We start from the raw sequence: 18,439 nt of genomic DNA, 5'->3' as shown, positions 1-18,439 counted from the left end.
CGGCAAGCCGGCTCCCACAGAGACCGCATTCTCTTGTGGGAGCCGGCTTGCCGGCGATGGGCTGCAAAGCAGCCCCAGTTGCAAAGGAGCCGAAAATGAGCGCCAACGCTGATCTGAACACCCGCCCCGACTACGACCAGGTCCTGCAGACCCTCGCCGACTACGTGCTCGGCTACCGCGTCGACTCCCCCGAAGCCCTGGATACCGCCCGCCATTGCCTGATGGATACCCTCGGCTGTGGCCTGCTGGCGCTGCGTTTTCCCGAATGCACCAAGCTGCTCGGCCCACTGGTCGAGGGCACCGTCGTTCCCCACGGCGCCCGGGTGCCCGGTACCGCCTATCGCCTGGACCCGGTCAAGGCCGCCTGGGACATTGGTTGCATCGTGCGCTGGCTGGATTACAACGACACCTGGCTGGCTGCCGAGTGGGCGCATCCCTCTGACAATCTCGGCGGCATCCTTGCGGTCACCGATCACCTGTCGCAGAAGCGCGTGGCGGGTGGCGAGCCACCGCTGACCATGCGTGACGTGCTCGACGCCATGGTCATGGCGCACGAAATCCAAGGGGTGCTGGCGCTGGAAAATGCCTTCAATCGGGTCGGTCTGGACCACGTGCTGCTGGTCAAGGTTGCCTCGACGGCGGTGTGTGCCAAGTTGATGGGGGCCAATCGCGAGCAGCTGTTGTCGGCGCTTTCCCATGCCTTCGTCGATGGCCAGGCCCTGCGCACTTACCGCCATGCGCCGAATGCCGGTTCGCGCAAATCATGGGCGGCAGGGGACGCCTCCAGCCGGGGCGTGCGCCTGGCCGATATCGCACTGCGCGGTGAGATGGGCATCCCTGGTGTGCTCAGCGCTGCGCAGTGGGGGTTCTACGACGTGTCGTTCAGCCACAGCAACAAGGACCTGGCGCTCAAGCCCGAAGGCCAGCGCGAACTGCGCGTGCCGCAGGCCTTCGGCAGCTATGTGATGGAGAACATCCTGTTCAAGGTCAGTTTCCCCGCCGAGTTCCATGCCCAGACGGCCTGTGAGGCGGCGGTGATGCTGCATCGGCAGGTGCGCAATCGTCTGCATGAAATCGATCGCATCGTCATTGCCACCAACGAGTCGGCGATCCGCATCATCTCCAAGGAAGGCCCTTTGGCCAATGCTGCAGACCGCGATCACTGCCTGCAGTACATGACTGCGGTGCCGCTGATCTTCGGTGACCTGGTGGCTGAGCATTACGAGGATGCCTTCCATGCTGCGCACCCGAGCATCGACCGTTTGCGCGAGAAGATGGAGGTGGTCGAGGAGCCGCGCTTCAGCCGCGAATACCTGGAGGCCGACAAGCGCTCGATTGCCAATGCCGTGCAGGTGTTTTTCAAGGATGGGACGTATACCGAGCAGGTGGTGGTGGAGTATCCGATTGGGCATCGGCGGCGGAGGGGGGAGGGGTTGCCGCTGTTGGAGGCTAAGTTCAGGGCTAACCTGGCGACGCGGTTTGTGCGGCAGCGGTGTGATGCGATTCTTGCGGTTTGCTTGGATCAGGGGTGTCTGGAGGGGATGGCGGTGCACAGGTTTATGGATTTATTTGTGGTTTGATATTGGAAGTGTATAACTTGTTTTTCGTGGGTTGTTCTCATGCTGCGGTTAATTAGTTAATTAGTTAATTAATTAATTGGCTGATTGGTTTTAAGGTTGTGTGAATATCCATTTGCTTTGGTGACGCTTATTCACCTTTCCGCCCTTACGGCGGCTTACTTTTTTCTTGGAAAAAGTAAGCAAAACCGCTCGCTCCCATCATACGGCCCCTGCGCTGCGCTCCGGGGTTCCCTCACTCCGGTCTTGCTCCCGGGAGTACGCACCGAAGGGCCATCCATGGCCCATCGGTGCTCGACGGGCATCCATGCCCGTCGCCTCCCTCCGCAAGCCCTCCGATCGGCCTCCTGAAGTCGCGAAGTTAGGGGCGGCGCCTACATTGGCGCAGCTGTCGCTGGTTGTTTGTTGTGTTGGATATCAAATGCATTCGCCGGCAAGCCGGCTCCTACGGTGTACGAACTTTTAATTGCACACTCCGTCCGTAGGAGCCGGCTTGCCGGCGAACAGGCCATTACCAACAACACATCAATAACAATTGAACACTCGCTGCTCTTGCTCTTGCTCTTGCTCTTGCTCTTGCTCTTGCTTCTAAGCGCGCGATAGTCCAGTCACCGCCAAACGCGACTTCAGGAGGCCGATCGGAGGACTTGCGGAGCGGGGCGATGGGCATGGATGCCCATCGAGCACTGACCGGGCCATGGATGGCCCGTCAGTGCGTCCACGCGGGAGCAAGGCCGGAGTGAGGGAACCCCGAAGCGAAGCGTAGGGGCCGGATGATGGAGCAGGCGGTTTTGCCTACTTTTTCCAAGAAAAAAGTAGGCCGCCGTAAGGGCGGAAAGGTGACGAAAAGTCCCTATCGTGAATGGATATGCACCGAAATCTAAAAACCAGCGCACTAATCCCGAACCCGAACCCGAACCCGAACCCGGATCCAAAAAAAAGCCCCAGCATCACTGCCAGGGCTTCTCTTCACAATCTACAACTCAGCTTACGCCTGAACCACCGGAATCTTGGCGTTAGCCGCCGCTTCACGGAACTCGGCGATCTGGTCGAAGCTCAGGTAGCGGTAGACGTCGGCAGCCATGCTGTCGATATCCTTCGCGTACTGCATGTACTCCTCGACAGTCGGCAGCTTGCCGATGATCGAAGCAACTGCAGCCAGCTCGGCCGAGGCCAGGTACACGTTGGTGGCGTCGCCCAGACGGTTCGGGAAGTTACGGGTCGAGGTGGAAACCACGGTCGAACCGGTCTGCACACGTGCCTGGTTACCCATGCACAGCGAGCAGCCTGGCATCTCCATGCGCGCACCGGCCTTGCCGTAGATGCCGTAGTAGCCTTCTTCGGTCAGCTGGTGAGCGTCCATCTTGGTTGGCGGAGCCAGCCACAGACGGGTCGGGATACCGCCCTTGACCTTGTCCAGCAGCTTGCCGGCAGCGCGGAAGTGGCCGATGTTGGTCATGCACGAACCGATGAACACTTCGTCGATCTTCTCGCCCTGTACCGACGACAGCAGGCGAGCATCGTCCGGGTCGTTCGGCGCGCAGAGCACAGGCTCTTTCACGTCGGCCAGGTCGATCTCGATGATCTCGGCGTACTCGGCGTCAGAGTCGGCCGACAGCAGCTCAGGCTTGGCCAGCCAGGCTTCCATGGCCTGGGCGCGGCGCTCCAGGGTGCGGGCATCGCCGTAGCCTTCGCCGATCATCCAGCGCAGCAGGGTGATGTTGGACTGCAGGTACTCGGCGATAGCCTTTTCCGGCAGCTTGATGGTGCAGCCAGCAGCGGAACGCTCGGCCGAGGCGTCGGACAGTTCGAACGCTTGCTCGACGGTCAGGTCGTTCAGGCCTTCGATTTCCAGGATGCGGCCGGAGAAGGCGTTGATCTTGCCCTTCTTCTCGACGGTCAGCAGGCCCTTCTGGATGGCGTAGTAAGGGATGGCATGGACCAGGTCACGCAGGGTGATGCCAGGCTGCAGCTTGCCCTTGAAGCGCACCAGGATCGACTCTGGCATGTCCAGCGGCATGACGCCGGTGGCAGCGGCGAAGGCCACCAGGCCCGAGCCGGCCGGGAACGAGATGCCGATCGGGAAGCGGGTGTGCGAGTCGCCACCGGTACCCACGGTGTCAGGCATCAGCATGCGGTTCAGCCAGCTGTGGATGATGCCGTCGCCCGGGCGCAGCGACACGCCGCCACGGGTGCGGATGAAGTCTGGCAGGGTGTGGTGGGTGGTGACGTCGATCGGCTTCGGATACGCGGCGGTGTGGCAGAACGACTGCATCACCAGGTCGGCGGAGAAGCCCAGGCACGCCAGGTCTTTCAGCTCGTCGCGGGTCATCGGGCCAGTGGTGTCCTGGGAACCGACGGTGGTCATCTTCGGCTCGCAGTAGGCACCTGGGCGCACGCCCTGGCCTTCCGGCAGGCCGCAGGCACGGCCGACCATCTTCTGCGCCAGGGTGAAGCCCTTGGTCGAAGCGGCAGGCTGCTCGGGTTTCTTGAACAGGTCGGATGGACCCTGGCCCAGCTCGGCACGGGCTTTCTCGGTCAGGCCACGGCCGACGATCAGCGGGATACGGCCGCCAGCGCGGACTTCATCCAGCAGCACTTCGGTTTTCAGTTCGAAGCTGGTGACCAGCTCGTCGCTGCCGTTGCGGCGCACTTCACCCTTGAACGGGTAGACGTCGATGACGTCGCCCATGGCCAGGTTGGTGCAGTCGAATTCGATCGGCAGGGCGCCGGCGTCTTCCATGGTGTTGTAGAAGATCGGGGCGATCTTGGTGCCGAAGCAGAAACCGCCAGCGCGCTTGTTCGGCACGTACGGGATGTCGTCGCCGAAGAACCACAGCACCGAGTTGGTGGCGGATTTACGCGAAGAGCCGGTACCGACCACGTCACCGACGTAGGCAACAGGATGGCCTTTGGCCTTGACCGCTTCGATCTGGGCCAGCGGGCCGACCGAACCCGGCTGCGAAGGCTCGATGCCGTCGCGAGCCATTTTCAGCATGGCCAGGGCGTGCAGCGGGATGTCAGGGCGCGACCAGGCGTCTGGGGCAGGGGACAGGTCGTCGGTGTTGGTTTCGCCAGGCACCTTGAACACGGTCAGGGTGTACTTGTCGGCGATGGCCGGGCGGCTGGTGAACCACTCGCCGGCGGCCCAGGATTCCAGCACGGCCTTGGCGTGGGCGTTGCCAGCCTTGGCTTTTTCGGCCACGTCGTGGAAGGCGTCGAACATCAGCAGGGTGTGCTTGAGCTGTTCGGCCGCGACGGCGCCCAGTTCGGCGTCATCCAGCAGCGCGACCAGCGTCTCGATGTTGTAGCCGCCCTGCATGGTGCCCAGCAGCTCGGTGGCGTGCTTGCGGTCGATCAGCGGCGATTTCGCCTCGCCCTTGGCGATGGCGGAGAGGAAAGCGGCCTTGACGTAGGCGGCTTCGTCCACCCCTGGTGGTACGCGGTTGGTGATCAGGTCTACGAGGAAGGCTTCTTCGCCGGCCGGCGGGTTTTTCAGCAGCTCGACCAGGCCTGCGGTTTGTTCGGCGTTCAGCGGCTGGGGCACGATACCCAGAGCGGCACGCTCTTCGATGTGTTTGCGGTAGGCTTCAAGCACAGTTATTACCCTCATCAGTGGTCCCTAAAGGGAGTCCGGGACGCTCATCCAGCATTCAATGCACCCATGCGCAATGACGACTTTTTGAGTCGCGCTGCCAGGGTCGCAAAGAATCCTTACAGAAGCTGCTTTCAAAGTTTTACGCCTGTAGAACGGGAGGCTGATGAGGGCTGGCACGGGCATGCGAGGGGTGCATGGCCCGGGCCAACGCCGTTCTACCGGATCAACTGTGCTCGTGACGCTTTGAAAACAGCTTCCAACGGACATTGTTGCCTTGAAAAGGCGGAGTGATTCTACGGCAAAAAATCGGCGAAGGTAAGGCGGCGAAGATGACTTTAACGAGTGCTTGCGGTTAGACAAAGGGCTAACATGACCGGGTGTTCCACCGCCAAGCCGTTGTTTTCCAATGTCCAACCAATCCATCAAGACCCCTTGCGTCGGCCTCTGCTCCACGGTCTATGGCGACCTGGTGTGCCGTGGCTGCAAGCGTTTTCACCACGAAGTGATCCACTGGAACGGCTACGACGACGAGCAGAAGCGCGCCGTGTGGCTGCGCCTGGAGCAACTGCTGGTGCAGGTGATGATGGCCAAGCTGGAAGTGTTCGACAAAGACCTGCTGCGCCAGCAGCTGGAGCAGCGCTCGATCCGCTTTGTCGTGCAGCAGTCGGAGTATTGCTGGGCCTACCAGCTGATCGCCCGGGGCGCGCGGATGATCCGCGATGTCGAGGCCTACGGGATGGCGTTGCTGCCGGAGTTCCGCGATTGGGACCTGCCGCAGTTGCGCGATGCCATCGATCGCGAGTTCTTTTTGCTGTCCGAGGCGCATTACCAGCGCTACATCGCCCCGAGCTTCTTGCGTGATGCCATAGGTTAAATCATCGCGGGGCAAGCCCGCTCCCACGAAGACTTGTGGGAGCGGGCTTGCCCCGCGATGTGGATCAGACTGCCCGATCAGTCGCCGGTGTATTCGCACCCACTGGTGCAAGTCTCATGAATACGCACCTTCGACAGCTCCGGCAGCAGCGGCTTGACCTGTTCCCAGATCCACTTGGCGATCACTTCGCTGGTGGGGTTTTCCAGGCCGGGGATGTCGTTCAGGTAGTTGTGGTCCAATTGCTCGTAGATCGGCTTGAAGATCGCCTTGATCTCCGAGAAATCGCGGATCCAGCCGGTGTGCGGGTCGAGCGGGCCGGTCAGGTGCAGGGCGACCTTGAACGAATGGCCATGCAGGCGGCCGCACTTGTGCCCGGCGGGGACGTTGGGCAGGCGGTGGGCCGATTCGAATGTAAATTCCTTGAAGATTTCCACGCTGTCAGGACTCTGTGTGTATCGATAATGCGCGCAGTCTACCAGCATGGCCGCTACAAGGCTTGCAAGCGATCCTGCAACTGCCCGGTGGCAATCAGCTCCAGCAGCTCGTCGCCTAGTCGTCGGCTTTCGGCGATGGCCTTGTACCAGTAGCGCTTGCGCGCTGGCGCGTCACCCATGAAGCGCTTGAAGTCGTTGCGGTCGGGCAGCTTGCCGTAGGGCAGGGCGGCCAGGTACTGCGGCGAGGGGGTCATCAACAGCACATTCTTCAGACGCGTGGCGTCGCCCTTGCGCCACGGCAGGGCCTTGTCGAACCAGCCGGGCACCACCTTGTCGGTGAAGTGCGGGTACAGCACCAGGTCGTCGCCCTGGTAGGGCAGGTCCAGGTGATAGTCGAGCAGGCCGCCATCGCGGTAGCTGCCGGCACCGGCGCCGGGGATGTCGCGCACGGCTTCCATGACCATCGGGATCGAGCCCGAGGCGAGCAGGGCATGGCGCAGGTTGGCCAGGTCCAGAGGCAGGTATCGCGAAGGGAAGTCGGTCAGCGCGTCGAGCGGCGGGGCAGCGCGGCTATCGTGCAGGATCACCCGTTCGAAATGTCGCCCCAGGCGTGCCCGCCCTAGCAGGTTGCTGGCAACCACCGAGCCCAGCCCAAGCCCCAGGCGGGCGCGGTGGTCATGGGCGAGATGGCCGTGGCTCTTCACCACGAGAATGTTCAGGCGGTAGTGCGGGTTGCCGAGGATCTGCCCATCGCGACCCTGCAGCAGCTCGTCGAGCATGCGCTGGCTGCTCTGGCTGATCTCCCTGGGCGTCACCCCTTTTGCGAAGTCCTGTTCGGTGTACAGCTCGCCCAGGCGACGGATGCCGGCGACCGGGTCTTCGAGGCAGGCACTGGCGAATCGCCACGAGCCGATCGAGGCGCCGATCAGGGCGCGCTGGCGTGGTGCCGAGGGCAGCCATTCACCGAACAACGCCAGGTCCAGGCCCTGGATGCCCAAAGGCTTGGGGCCGCCAGCGGCGCCGGGCAGCACACCGACATCAGCCGCTTGCAGGCCGCGCTCGCGGATCTGCCGCAGGGCACGCTGGCCTGCCTTGAAGGTCAGGGCGGGGTATTTGATGTGGATGGCGGTCATCGGGGTTCTCTAGCCGGGGCAGGCCGGCAGTATAAGCCTTATCGCGGGGAGCGCTCGCTCCCTCGAAAGTCGACCTGCGCTATCATGCGGCCAGCCGTATTCAGGTTGGATTAAGGACCCCCGGTTAGTCTTGTTTGCGTAGACAACTTGCTCATCCCCAAGGAGAGACCCCATGAAAACCCTGACTGCCCTGTTCACCGCCGCCGCCCTCGCTTTCGGTGCCAACGCCGCCTTCGCCAAGGACGTACAACCCGATGAAGTGGTCAAGCTGGTGAACGCCAAGACTATCAAGTCGCTGGATGAACTCAAGGCCGCTGCCGTGGCCAAACACCCCGGTGCCACCGTCACCGACTCTGAACTCGAAGATGAATACGGCCGCTACATCTACAAGGTCGAGCTGCGCGATGCCCAGAACATCGAATGGGACGTCGACCTGGATGCCAAGACCGGTGAAGTGCTCAAGGACGTGCAAGATAAGTGATGAGCCCGTTACCACGAGTGGCGCGCTACCTGGCCTTGGCCCTGCTGGCCGCCTGCTCGCTGGCCAGCGCCCGCGACCTGGATCAGGACGAAGCCCTGGCCCTGCGTCAGCAGGGCTTCATCCTGCCGCTGGAGCAACTGCTCGATGCCGCCCTGGGGCGTTACCCCGGGGCGCGTCTGCTGGAGGCGGAGCTGGAAGAAAAGCACGGCCGCTATGAATACGAAGTCGAGCTGCTGACCCCGCAGGGCGTGGTGCGCGAGATCAAGCTCGACGCCCGCTCCGGCGAACTGCTCAAAGACGAGGAAGACGACTGAATGCGCCTGTTGCTGGTCGAAGACAATGTGCCCCTGGCTGACGAGCTCACTGCCATTCTGCAACGCCAGGGTTACGCCGTGGACTGGCTGGCCGATGGTCGCGATGCGGTGTACCAGGGCCAGAGCGAGCCCTATGACCTGATCATCCTCGACCTCGGCCTGCCCGGGTTGCCCGGGCTGGATGTGCTGGGCCAGTGGCGCGCGGCAGGGCTTGCCACGCCGGTGCTGATTCTTACCGCGCGTGGCTCCTGGGCCGAGCGTATCGAAGGGCTGAAGGCGGGTGCCGACGACTACTTGAGCAAACCGTTTCATCCGGAAGAGCTGCAACTGCGAATCCAGGCCCTGCTGCGCCGTGCCAAGGGTTTGGCCAATCAGCCGAAGCTGGAGGCCGCCGGCCTGCACCTGGACGAGTCGCGTCAGTGCGTCAGCCGTGAGGGTGTCGACGTGCAACTGACCGCTGCCGAGTTCCGCCTGTTGCGCTACTTCATGCTCCATCCTGGGCAGGTGCTCTCCAAAAGCCATCTGGCCGAACACTTGTACGACGGTGAGACCGAGCGCGATTCCAATGTCCTCGAAGTGCACGTCAACCACCTGCGGCGCAAGCTTGGGCGCAGCGTGATCGAGACCCGACGTGGCCAGGGTTACGTCTATGCCGGGAGCGCGGCGTGAAGTCGATCCAGGCACGCCTGAGCCTGGGCCTGGTGGCCGTGCTGGTGGTGGTGGGTGTGGGCCTGGCCCAGCTCACGCTGTGGCTGTTCGAGGCCGGCCTGCAGCGCTACCTGGAAACCGGCCTGCGCAAGGAAAGCGAGAACCTGCTGGTGGCGCTGGTGCGCGGACCTTCAGGTTTGCAGCTGGACGAGCGGCGATTATCGGCGGCGTACCAGCAGCCGTTTTCGGGTTACTACTTTCGCATCGACTTCGACCAGGGCACCTGGCGCTCGCGCTCGCTGTGGGACCTGGACATGCCCAAGCCGGCCCAGCCCGGCCTGGACGCTGGCCACGAACTAGGCCCGGAGGGCCAGCAGTTGTTGGCGTACCGCGGCGACTACCGGCGCCTGGGCCAGAACATCTCGATCAGCGTGGCGCAGGACTATTCGCCGGTGCGCGAGGGCTTCCGGCGCCTGCAACAGATCGGCCTGGGCATGGGCCTGGTGGCCTTGCTGCTGGTGCTGGTCCTGCAACGGATCACCGTGACCCGCTCACTGCGTCCTCTGGAGCGGGCACGCCAGCAGATCGCCCAGTTACAGCAAGGGCAACGCTCGCAACTGGATGCCGAAGTTCCCAGCGAGCTCAAGCCCTTGGTGGACCAGATCAACCACTTGCTGGCCCACACCGAGGACAGCCTGCGCCGTTCACGGACCGCCCTGGGCAACCTGGGCCATGCCCTGAAGACGCCGCTGGCGGTGTTGCTCAGCCTGGCTGCCAGCGAGCGCTTGCAAGCTGTGCCCGAAGTGCGCGCGCAACTGCGCGAGCAACTGGAGCAGATCCAACAGCGCCTGAGCCGTGAGCTCAACCGTGCGCGCCTGGCGGGGGATGCGTTGCCCGGCGCGCAGTTCGATTGCGACGCTGAGCTGCCGGGGCTGTTGTCGACCCTGGGGATGATCCATGGCGAAGGGTTGCTGCTCGAGCGCGATGTGCCGCCTGGCCTGCTGTTGCCGTGGGATCGCGAAGACCTGCTGGAGCTGCTTGGCAACCTGTTGGACAACGCCTGCAAATGGGCTGACAGCGAGGTACGCCTGGGCATTGCGCCAACCGGCGAGGGCTACCAGCTGTGGGTCGACGACGACGGCCCCGGCATTCCCGAATCGCAGCGTTTGCAGGTGCTCGAGCGCGGCTCGCGGCTGGACGAGCAGGTCGACGGGCATGGCCTGGGGCTGGGCATCGTGCGCGATATCGTTGACGCCTGGGATGGGCGTATCACCCTGCTGGAAAGCCCGTTGGGCGGTTTGCGGGTGAGCATCGAATTGCCGCGCAAGGGGCATTGAACAACGCCGTCTGTAGGAGCGGCCTCGCGCCGCGAAAGGGCCGCAAGGCGGCCCCAGCAATCTATGCGGTGAAGCCAAAGCCTGGGGCCGCTTCGCGCCCCTTTCGCGGCACAAGGCCGCTCCTACAGGCAAGCGAGCGCATCAACCCTGCAAAAAAATTGCAGTACAGCCGCAGTTTTTTGAATTGGCCGCACCAGGCCTGCGCCCGGCACAATCCCCCTCGCGAAACCATCTGGTTTCCATCTCTCCATGGACGGAGCCCCTTGCGCTATTGCCTTCGCAATACCGGGCCCAGAAGCATTTGCGCTGGGCTTTCTTTTAAATCAAAAAACACGATCCTGATTACTTCGATGCCTGCCTCTCGTTCCGATAGTCGTCTGCAACGCCTGCTCCCGCCCGCCCTCAACATCCCCCCCAGAGAATGGCTGCGTGCAGGCCTTGGTGCGCTGCTTGGCCTGTTCCTCGCCGGCTACCTGTGCAGCCTGGCCTATGGCCCGTCGATCGCCCTGCACCTGCTCGGCCCGCTGGCGGCCTCGGCGGTGCTGGTGTTCGCCGTACACTCCGGGCCCCTGGCCCAGCCCTGGCCGGTGCTGGGCAGCTATGCCCTGGCCGGGGCCGTGGGCCTGGCCATGCGCCATGGCTTCGGTGATGGCCTGTGGGTCGCCGCTGCTGCGTTGGGGATTGCCGTCCTGGTGATGTGCCTGCTGCGTTGCCTGCATCCGCCTGGGGGGGGCGTGGCCGTCAGCGCGGTGCTGGCCGACCCAGGGCTGGTGGCGATGGGCGACCATATGCTCGAGCCGGTGCTGCTCAACGCGCTGATCCTGGTCGCGGTCGCGGTGGTCTATAACCGCCTCACAGGTGTGCGCTACCCCAAGGGCGTGGCGCCGCGCAAAGACTTGCACCATACCCACGACCCGCTGCCCGGCGAGCGGGTGGGCATCAACGCCGAGGACCTGGACCAGGCCCTGGAAGACATCGGCGAATTCGTCGACGTGACCCGCGAGGAGCTTGCGCGGATCATCCTCGCCACCGAGCAGCATGCACTGCAACGCAGCCTGGGGGGGATTACCGCCGGCTCGGTGATGTCGCGCGACGTGCAGTCGGCAACGCCCCAGACCACGCTCGAACAAGCCTGGAAGATGCTCGAAAGCCATCACCTGAAAACCCTGCCAGTGCTGGAAGGCGGCCGCCTGGTGGGCATCGTCAGCCTCAGCGACCTGGTCGGCCCGGCCATGGCGCGCGGGCGTTTCAGCTGGCGCGGTGTGTTCCGGCGCACCACCGTGCGCCTGGAACAGGTGATGAGCCGTCGGGTCGTCAGTGTCGGCAGCGAACACCCGCTGGAGCGCCTGCTGCCCCTGCTCAGCGAGCAGGGCTTGCACTGCCTGCCGGTACTCGATGGCGACACGCTGGTGGGGGTGATCACCCAGACCGACCTGATCGCCGGCCTCAAGCGGCATCTGCTCACTGCTGCGGCGCGGGCTTCAGATAACCGGGTCCCAGCGCTGTGACCAGTCGCTTTCGCCGGCCGCCACCAGCCGGCGCAGCACCTCGAACGACTGCTGCAACGCCTCGCTGTCGCGCTTGCGGGCATACACCAGGAACGTCGGGTAGGTGAACTCAGGCGCCTCAGGCACCCGTTCGAATACCCCACTCTGCAGATAGGCCTGTACGACGCGGGTTCGGAAATAGCCACTGCCGCCCTGGTCGAGGATGAACTGCAGGGCCAGCGGCCCCAGGTTGAAGCTCAGCGCCGGGCGTGCCAGGTCGGGCAGCGCGGCGTCGTGCTGGCGACGGAAGGCTTCACCCCAGTCGATGTAGACATATGGCTCGGGCCGGTCCACCCGGCGCACGCGGATCAGCTTCTCCTCCATCAGTTGCTCCACTTGCAGGCCCGGGCCATAGGTCGGCTGGTACACCAGTGCGGCGTCGAGCAGGCCCATCTCCACCTTGCGCAGCAGCGACTCGCCATCGCTGACCTCGCTGCGCACCGCATGGCTGGGCAGCTCCCGGTACAGGGCGCTGACCCAGTCGAGCAGCATTGGGTTACCCAGGCTCACTTCACCGCCCACATGCAGCACTTGCTGGCAGCCTTGGGGTAGCGGCAGGTCGCGGCGTGCGGCTTCCCAGGTCTGCACCAGCTGGTTGGCGTAGGTCACGAAGGCTTCGCCGTCGCTGGTCAAGCTGGCGCCCGTGCGGCTACGCACGAACAGCTGGCAGCCCAGCTGCTGCTCCAGGCGCTGCACCCGCGCGGTGATCGCCGTCTGCGACACGAACAGGCGCTCGGCGGCGGCGACCAGGCTGCCGCAACGCACGATTTCCAGGAAGGTTCGGGCCTGATCGATGTCCATGCTGATGCTCGTTGACAAAGGGAGTGGAGGTGTTCAGCCTGGCAGGCGTTCGACCAGTTCATTGAAGCACGGGCGCGCTGCCACGTCGGGGTGCTGGCAGCGCCTGGCCAATTGGTGCAGCGGCGGGTCGCTCTCCTGGCACTGAGCCAGCAATTCTTCGACGAGGATGCCGAAAGCGCGCACTTCCAGTCGTTCGAGGGCCTGCGCGTGGGGGCTGGTATCGCGCGGGTGGAACGAGGCCGCGCCGAAGTCACCCAGCAGGCATTGGCCGTCGTCGGCGAACAGGATGTTGTGCCCGTACAGGTCGCCATGGCTCAGGCCGCGTGCATGCAGGTGCGCGCACACCGAGGCGATGCCGGCGGCCAGGCGGCGCACGACCGGCAGCGTCAGCCGGCGCCCCTCGGGGTGGCGGTCACGGGTGCAGCTGTCGAGGCTGGGTGGGCCGGCGAGGTTGCGCCAGGTCGGGTCGATCAACTGCATCACTAGCGCCGGCAGTTGTTGCGGGTGGTCGTCGACTCGACCGGCCAGGCCCACCAGCTGAGGGTGCTCACCGGCCGCGATGCAGGCGCGCATTTCCGCCAGGGGCGAGCCGTCACTGGTGATCGCGCCCTTGTACAGCTTGACCGCCACCGGGCGCTCCTGGCCCTGGCAGTGGGCGCGATGGATCAGCCCGGAAGCGCCGCGCCCCAGTTCTTCTGCGAGCTGCACTTCCTGCCAGCGAATGCTCGGGCAATGGCCATCCGCTTCGGGTGGGATGAAACCCTGCGCCAGCGGGTTGTCGGCATAGGCCAGCCAGGCCAGGCTGGGCAGGCGCAACAGCCAATCCGGCAGGGCGCTCAGGCGGTTGCTGGCAATGCGCAGCAGCTCGAGCTTTTCGCAACGGGCCAGGCCCTCGGGCAGGCAGGTGAGGCGGTTGCCGGCGAGCATCAGTTTTTGCAGGTGCAGGCAGTCACCCAAGGCATCGGGCAGCTGTTCCACGCGGTTGTCGGTGAGCACCAGCGAGCGCAGGCGCGGTGGCAGTGCCTGGGCATCGACCTGCGCGATGTGGTTGCTCTTGAACCCCACGGTTTCCAGCGCCTGGCAGCGGCCGATGGCGTGGGGCACCTGGGTAAAACGGTTGTTGGCGCAGAACAGTACTTTCAGCCGGGTCAGCCGATGCAGGTCGTCGGGCAGCTCGGACAGCGCGTTGTCACTGAGGTCGAGCACTTCCAGGCTGTCGGCCAGGTCGAAGATCTCGCGGGGGAATTGGCCCAGGCCCTGGTTCAGGTTCAGCCGGGTGATGCCGCGCAGGCGGCCGGCGCGCAGGTCGTCGAGGGTGTGCATGGAGGGCTCTGCTTTCAAGGGGCGGTCATTCTACGGGCTTACCCCGTGCAAATCTGCATATGGGTTGCGACTTAAGTCCGATGGCGCACGCACGGTCCCGGTCCATACTCGAAGCTCGCCCTTCAATAACAACAAGTACCGGGTTGTGAACCAATGACCTATCAGCACAGCTACGCCCATTCCATCGCCGACCCCGCGGCCTTCTGGCAGGCCCAGGCCGACCAACTGGCCTGGCAGCGCAAGCCCAGCCTCACCCTGCAACAGAACCCCGACGGCACTCACCGCTGGTTTGCCGACGGCCGCCTGAACAGCTGCCACCTGGCCCTCGATCACCAGATCGAACAGGGCAGGGGCGAGCAACTGGCGCTGATCTACGACTCCCCCGTGACCGGCGTGCAGCAGACCTTCACCTACCACCAGCTGCGCGACGAAGTGGCGCGTCTGGCCGGCCTGATGCGCGCACTGGGCGTGGGCAAGGGCGACGGGGTGATCATCTACATGCCGATGGTGCCGCAGGCGGCCATGGCCATGCTGGCCTGCGCACGTATCGGTGCGGTGCACTCGGTGGTGTTCGGCGGCTTTGCCGCCAACGAGCTGGCCCTGCGCATCGACGATGCCCGGCCGACGCTGCTGCTCACCGCCTCCTGTGGGTTGGAGTTCGACCGCGTCATCGCCTACAAGCCACTGGTCGACCGCGCCCTGGCGTTGTCTCGCCATCAACCCAGGCGGGTACTGGTGCTGCAACGCCCGCAGGCGCGTGCCGAGCTGCAGCCAGGGCGTGACCTGGACTGGCAGCAGGCGCTGGTGGGTGCCGAACCGGTGGCCCCGGTCGAACTGGATGCGGGCGATCCGCTGTACATCATGTACACCTCCGGCACCACCGGCAAACCCAAGGGCATCGTGCGCGAGAACGGCGGCAACGCGGTGGCGCTGTGCTACGCCATGCGTCACATCTATGGCATGCAGGCGGGCGATGTGTGGTGGGGCATTTCCGATGTGGGTTGGGTGGTTGGCCACTCGCTGATCGTCTACGGGCCACTGATGAGCGGCTGCACCACGGTGTTCTACGAGGGCAAGCCGATCCGCACGCCGGATGCTTCGGCGTACTGGCGGGTTGTGGAGCAATACCAGGTTAACGCGCTGTTCTGCGCGCCCACTGCCATGCGCGCGATCCGCAAGGAAGACCCCGAAGGCGAGCTGATCCGCCGCCACGACCTGGGATCGTTGCGCCAGCTGTTCCTGGCCGGCGAGAAGCTTGACTCCAGTACCCACGAATGGCTGGAGCGGGTGAGCGGCAAGCCGGTGCACGACCACTGGTGGCAGACCGAAACCGGCTGGCCGGTCACCGCGCCTTGTGTGGGGCTTGCGGGCAGCGCGGCGCGGCCGGGGTCGAGCAACCGCGCGGTGCCGGGCTATCACGTGCAGGTACTGGACGATGACGGCAAACCGCTGGGGCCGAACCAGCAGGGCGCCATCGTCATCGCCCTGCCGTTGCCGCCTGGCTGCAGCCAGACTCTCTGGGGTGATCACGAGCGCTATCTGCAAGCGTATCTGCAGAGCTATCCGGGCTACTACCACACCGGCGACGGCGGCTACCTGGATGACGACGGCTTCGTCTACATCATGGGCCGCACCGACGATGTGATTAACGTCTCCGGCCATCGGCTGTCCACCGGCGAGATGGAGGACCTGGTGGCGCGTCACCCGGCGGTGGCCGAGTGCGCGGTGATCGGTGTGCATGACGAGATCAAGGGCCAGGTGCCGCTGGCGCTGGTTGTGCTAAAGGACGGGCAGGGCATCGGCGAGTCGCAGTTGCAGGGCGAACTGGTGGCCAGTGTGCGCGAGCAGATCGGCGCGCTGGCCTGTTTCAACCGCGTGCGCCTGGTCAAGCGTTTGCCCAAGACCCGCTCGGGCAAGATCTTGCGCGCGGTGCTGCGCAAGATTGCCGATGGGCAGGACTATGTACCGCCATCGACGCTGGACGATCCGGCGGTGCTCGGGGAGATCGAAGGGGTGTTGGCGGATTTGCCCAGGGCGGGGTGATGCGCAGCCGTTATCGCCGGCAAGCCACCCACCTCAAGGCTTGCATTTCTCCTGTAGGAGCGGCCTTGTGTCGCGAATGGGCCGCGCAGCGGCCCCGGCGATCTTGGGCATACTCGAGATCCTGGGGGCGCTGCGCACCCCATTCCGACCGGTCCGGCGCCCCGGCAAGGCCGCTCCTACAGGCATCGCGCTGGCTCTCTAGATTTCGAGCGCAACAGCTGCTCCCATTTTGAGGCTTGCACGGCACCGCTTCAGCGTGGCCCCACCTGATGCAACTGCCCCAGCCGGCTGCGGGTACGCATCAGGTCGGCAATCGCGCCGCCCAGGCTTTCTTGCAGGGCCCGCTTGCCGATCACCGTCAGCTGACGGTCCTGGTCATACAGCACATCCACCAGGTTGACGAAGCGTTGCTGCGCCGCCAGCGAACATTCGGCCAGGTCGTCCAGCCCGTCGATGATCCACTGATCGTATTGCATGGCCAGCGCCAGGTAGTCGATGACCGCAGTGGGTTGTTCGCACAAACCCTCGAAACTGATCATCACCCGCCGCCCCTCAACGGCCAGAGCGCGCAGCGGCCGGTTGTTGATCTGCAGCGTGACTGGCTGCAACTGAGGTAACTGCAGGTGCTGCCGTTGCGCCAGATCGCCCGGCCAGACGTAATGCCCCTGGGTAAAACATTGGTGCTCGCGGTTGGCCGGCAGGCTGCGGAAGTCGGTGTCGCCGCCCACTTCCAGCACCTGCATGCGCCCGTTGATCAAGCGGATCACCGGCAGGAAGCGTTCGTGATACAGCGGGTTGGGCAGCAGCCCTTCGGGCGCGTAGTTGGAGGTCACCAGCAGGAAGATGCCGCGTTCGAACAGAGCGTTGAACAGCCGGGTGAGCAGCATGGCGTCACCGATGTCGTGCACGTGGAACTCGTCGAAGCATAGCACCCGCACCTCGCCCAGCAGTTCATCGAGGGTCGCGCCCAGTGCATCAGCCTGCGCCCGGTGGCGGTGCATGCCTTGGTACAGCCGGGCGAAGAAGTCGTGAAAGTGCAGGCGGCGTTTGTCGGTGATCGGCACGGCCTGGAAGAAGCCGTCCAGCAGCCAGCTCTTGCCGCGCCCCACCGAACCGTGCAGGTACAGGCTGCGCGGCTGGCCTTCGTCGAGCGCGGCCAATTGCGTGGCCATGGCCTCGATCACCCGGCCTTGTCCCTCGCTCAAGATGTAGCCGCGCTCGCCGGCCTTGCCCTGGAAGTACGCCAGCAGGGCGCTGGCGTGCGGCGCACGGTTGCGCAGGCGACGCAGCGGGGCAGGGATCCAGGTGGTCAAGGCAGTTTCCTCGTAGGCGCATATTGCGAGCGGAGGGATTCTGACCAACCCAGCCCATACAGGGCAAGCGTCGCGAAAGCCGAAAGCCAGGCGCATCGAGGGGTAGTCTGTTCAACAGGCCCACTCATGGAGCATGCCAGCATGTCCGATCCCTTCGATCTCGACCGTTTCGTCCAGGCCCAGGCGCCCGTCCATGATCGCGCGCTGCGGGAGCTGGACGCCGGGCACAAGAACAGCCATTGGATGTGGTTTGTGTTCCCTCAACTTGATGGCCTCGGTCATAGCGTCATGGCCGAGCGCTATGCACTTTCAGGTATTGCCGAGGCCCGTGCCTATCTCGAACACCCGCTACTGGGGCCCCGGCTGCTGGCCTGCGTCAATGCGCTTCTACGCCATGCTGACAAGAGCGCACGGCAGATCCTCGGCAGCCCGGACGATCTGAAGCTGCGCTCGTGCCTGACCCTTTTCAACCAGGTCGATCCGCACGAGCCGCTGTTCTTGCGGGCGCTCAAGCAGTTCTACGAAGGGCGGCCGGATGCCCGAACACTGGAGCTGTTGCGTCAGTGAGGCCACTCAGGCCTTGTGTTCGAGCTGGCGCTCGATCATGTACTTGACCGTCAGGCGGCGCTCCTTGAGATGGCGCAGGGCCTCATCCGAGAAATTGCCCGCCGAGATCGACTCGGCGGCCAGTACCTGGTTGTCGATGTCCATGTACTCGTCGAGCAGGCGGTCGAGCTGCTTGTCCTGCTGGCGCCGCTGCTGGACGATCTCGCGGGGGAAGTGCAGGTCCTGGTAGAGGTCATGGGAAACTGGCATGGGCGCCCTCCTTGTGATGCGCAGGTGGTTTATCTGATTGGAAGGGGGTGAGCGGAATCTGTTGGCGCGAGGCGGGGAAAAAGCGACGGGTGGTCATGTGCGATGAATGCCGGCCTCATCGCCGGCAAGCCCGAAGTTTGCACGTCACCTGTAGGAGCGGCCTTGTGCCGCGAAAGGGCTGCGAGCAGCCCCAAGATTTC

General features: G+C 64.4%; 16 protein-coding genes. 9 read left to right on the top strand and 7 right to left on the bottom strand.

Going from position 1 to position 18,439, the window contains the following annotated elements; genetic code table 11:
* Positions 1-95 precede the first annotated feature (95 nt).
* Positions 96-1,580 carry a 2-methylcitrate dehydratase gene (gene prpD / locus IX761_RS16495; RefSeq protein WP_194790632.1) on the top strand — a complete coding sequence of 495 codons (1,485 nt, stop codon included), beginning with the start codon at positions 96-98 and terminating at the stop codon, positions 1,578-1,580.
* A gap of 985 nt (positions 1,581-2,565) precedes the next feature.
* Here the strand turns inward: prpD and acnB are convergent.
* Positions 2,566-5,175, bottom strand: coding sequence for a bifunctional aconitate hydratase 2/2-methylisocitrate dehydratase (gene acnB / locus IX761_RS16490; RefSeq protein ID WP_194790652.1), 2,610 nt, complete (start codon positions 5,173-5,175; stop codon positions 2,566-2,568).
* A 406-nt stretch (positions 5,176-5,581) separates the two neighbouring features.
* Between acnB and IX761_RS16485 the strand changes: the two genes are divergently transcribed.
* The gene (locus tag IX761_RS16485; RefSeq protein WP_194790631.1) at positions 5,582-6,049 is read left to right on the top strand and encodes a DUF1289 domain-containing protein; all 468 of its coding nucleotides are present in this window, start codon (positions 5,582-5,584) and stop codon (positions 6,047-6,049) included.
* A 77-nt stretch (positions 6,050-6,126) separates the two neighbouring features.
* Here the strand turns inward: IX761_RS16485 and queD are convergent, their stop codons facing one another.
* Together queD and IX761_RS16475 are read right to left on the bottom strand one after the other, a co-directional pair.
* Entirely contained in the window at positions 6,127-6,483 is a 357-nt protein-coding gene (gene queD / locus IX761_RS16480; protein ID WP_011533154.1) for a 6-carboxytetrahydropterin synthase QueD, read from the bottom strand.
* 53 nt (positions 6,484-6,536) lie between these two features.
* Positions 6,537-7,616 (bottom strand): patatin-like phospholipase family protein, encoded by a 1,080-nt coding sequence (locus IX761_RS16475; RefSeq protein WP_194790630.1) that lies wholly within the window; start codon positions 7,614-7,616, stop codon positions 6,537-6,539.
* Between the two features lie 172 nt (positions 7,617-7,788).
* Between IX761_RS16475 and IX761_RS16470 the strand changes: the two genes are divergently transcribed.
* The 5 genes from IX761_RS16470 (at position 7,789) to IX761_RS16450 (ending at position 11,904) form a co-directional block, all read left to right on the top strand.
* Entirely contained in the window at positions 7,789-8,097 is a 309-nt protein-coding gene (locus IX761_RS16470; protein ID WP_194790629.1) for a PepSY domain-containing protein, read from the top strand.
* Positions 8,097-8,411 carry a PepSY domain-containing protein gene (locus IX761_RS16465; protein ID WP_194790628.1) on the top strand — a complete coding sequence of 105 codons (315 nt, stop codon included), beginning with the start codon at positions 8,097-8,099 and terminating at the stop codon, positions 8,409-8,411. The genes IX761_RS16470 and IX761_RS16465 overlap by 1 nt, the downstream gene beginning before the upstream one ends.
* Positions 8,412-9,080, top strand: coding sequence for a response regulator transcription factor (locus tag IX761_RS16460; RefSeq protein WP_194790627.1), 669 nt, complete (start codon positions 8,412-8,414; stop codon positions 9,078-9,080).
* The gene (locus IX761_RS16455; protein ID WP_194790626.1) at positions 9,077-10,396 is read left to right on the top strand and encodes a sensor histidine kinase; all 1,320 of its coding nucleotides are present in this window, start codon (positions 9,077-9,079) and stop codon (positions 10,394-10,396) included. Before IX761_RS16460 ends, IX761_RS16455 begins: the two co-directional genes overlap by 4 nt.
* 350 nt (positions 10,397-10,746) lie before the next feature.
* The gene (locus IX761_RS16450; RefSeq protein ID WP_194790625.1) at positions 10,747-11,904 is read left to right on the top strand and encodes an HPP family protein; all 1,158 of its coding nucleotides are present in this window, start codon (positions 10,747-10,749) and stop codon (positions 11,902-11,904) included.
* Here IX761_RS16450 and IX761_RS16445 read toward each other — a convergent pair.
* Together IX761_RS16445 and IX761_RS16440 are read right to left on the bottom strand one after the other, a co-directional pair.
* A complete protein-coding gene (locus tag IX761_RS16445) occupies positions 11,878-12,744 on the bottom strand; it encodes a LysR family transcriptional regulator (RefSeq protein WP_194790624.1) in 867 nt (288 codons plus the stop codon). The two genes, IX761_RS16450 and IX761_RS16445, sit on opposite strands and share 27 nt — an antisense overlap.
* Positions 12,745-12,777: 33 nt before the next feature.
* On the bottom strand, positions 12,778-14,067 hold the full coding sequence (locus IX761_RS16440) for a leucine-rich repeat-containing protein kinase family protein (RefSeq protein ID WP_194790623.1): 1,290 nt from the start codon (positions 14,065-14,067) through the stop codon (positions 12,778-12,780).
* 153 nt (positions 14,068-14,220) lie between these two features.
* Between IX761_RS16440 and IX761_RS16435 the strand changes: the two genes are divergently transcribed.
* The gene (locus IX761_RS16435; protein WP_194790622.1) at positions 14,221-16,110 is read left to right on the top strand and encodes a propionyl-CoA synthetase; all 1,890 of its coding nucleotides are present in this window, start codon (positions 14,221-14,223) and stop codon (positions 16,108-16,110) included.
* A 251-nt stretch (positions 16,111-16,361) separates the two neighbouring features.
* Here the strand turns inward: IX761_RS16435 and zapE are convergent, their stop codons facing one another.
* Positions 16,362-17,423 carry a cell division protein ZapE gene (gene zapE / locus IX761_RS16430; RefSeq protein ID WP_194790621.1) on the bottom strand — a complete coding sequence of 354 codons (1,062 nt, stop codon included), beginning with the start codon at positions 17,421-17,423 and terminating at the stop codon, positions 16,362-16,364.
* A 141-nt stretch (positions 17,424-17,564) separates the two neighbouring features.
* On the opposite strand from zapE, the gene IX761_RS16425 reads away from it, so the two are divergent.
* Complete coding sequence (locus IX761_RS16425) at positions 17,565-17,990, top strand: DUF1810 domain-containing protein (RefSeq protein WP_194790620.1); 426 nt, start codon at positions 17,565-17,567, stop codon at positions 17,988-17,990.
* A 6-nt stretch (positions 17,991-17,996) separates the two neighbouring features.
* Here the strand turns inward: IX761_RS16425 and IX761_RS16420 are convergent, their stop codons facing one another.
* Entirely contained in the window at positions 17,997-18,239 is a 243-nt protein-coding gene (locus tag IX761_RS16420) for a hypothetical protein (RefSeq protein ID WP_194790619.1), read from the bottom strand.
* Positions 18,240-18,439: the final 200 nt, after the last annotated feature.

The organism is Pseudomonas sp. UFMG81 (assembly GCF_015354575.1).
Lineage (GTDB): Bacteria > Pseudomonadota > Gammaproteobacteria > Pseudomonadales > Pseudomonadaceae > Aquipseudomonas.
This window is presented reverse-complemented; position numbering and strand designations above follow the sequence as displayed.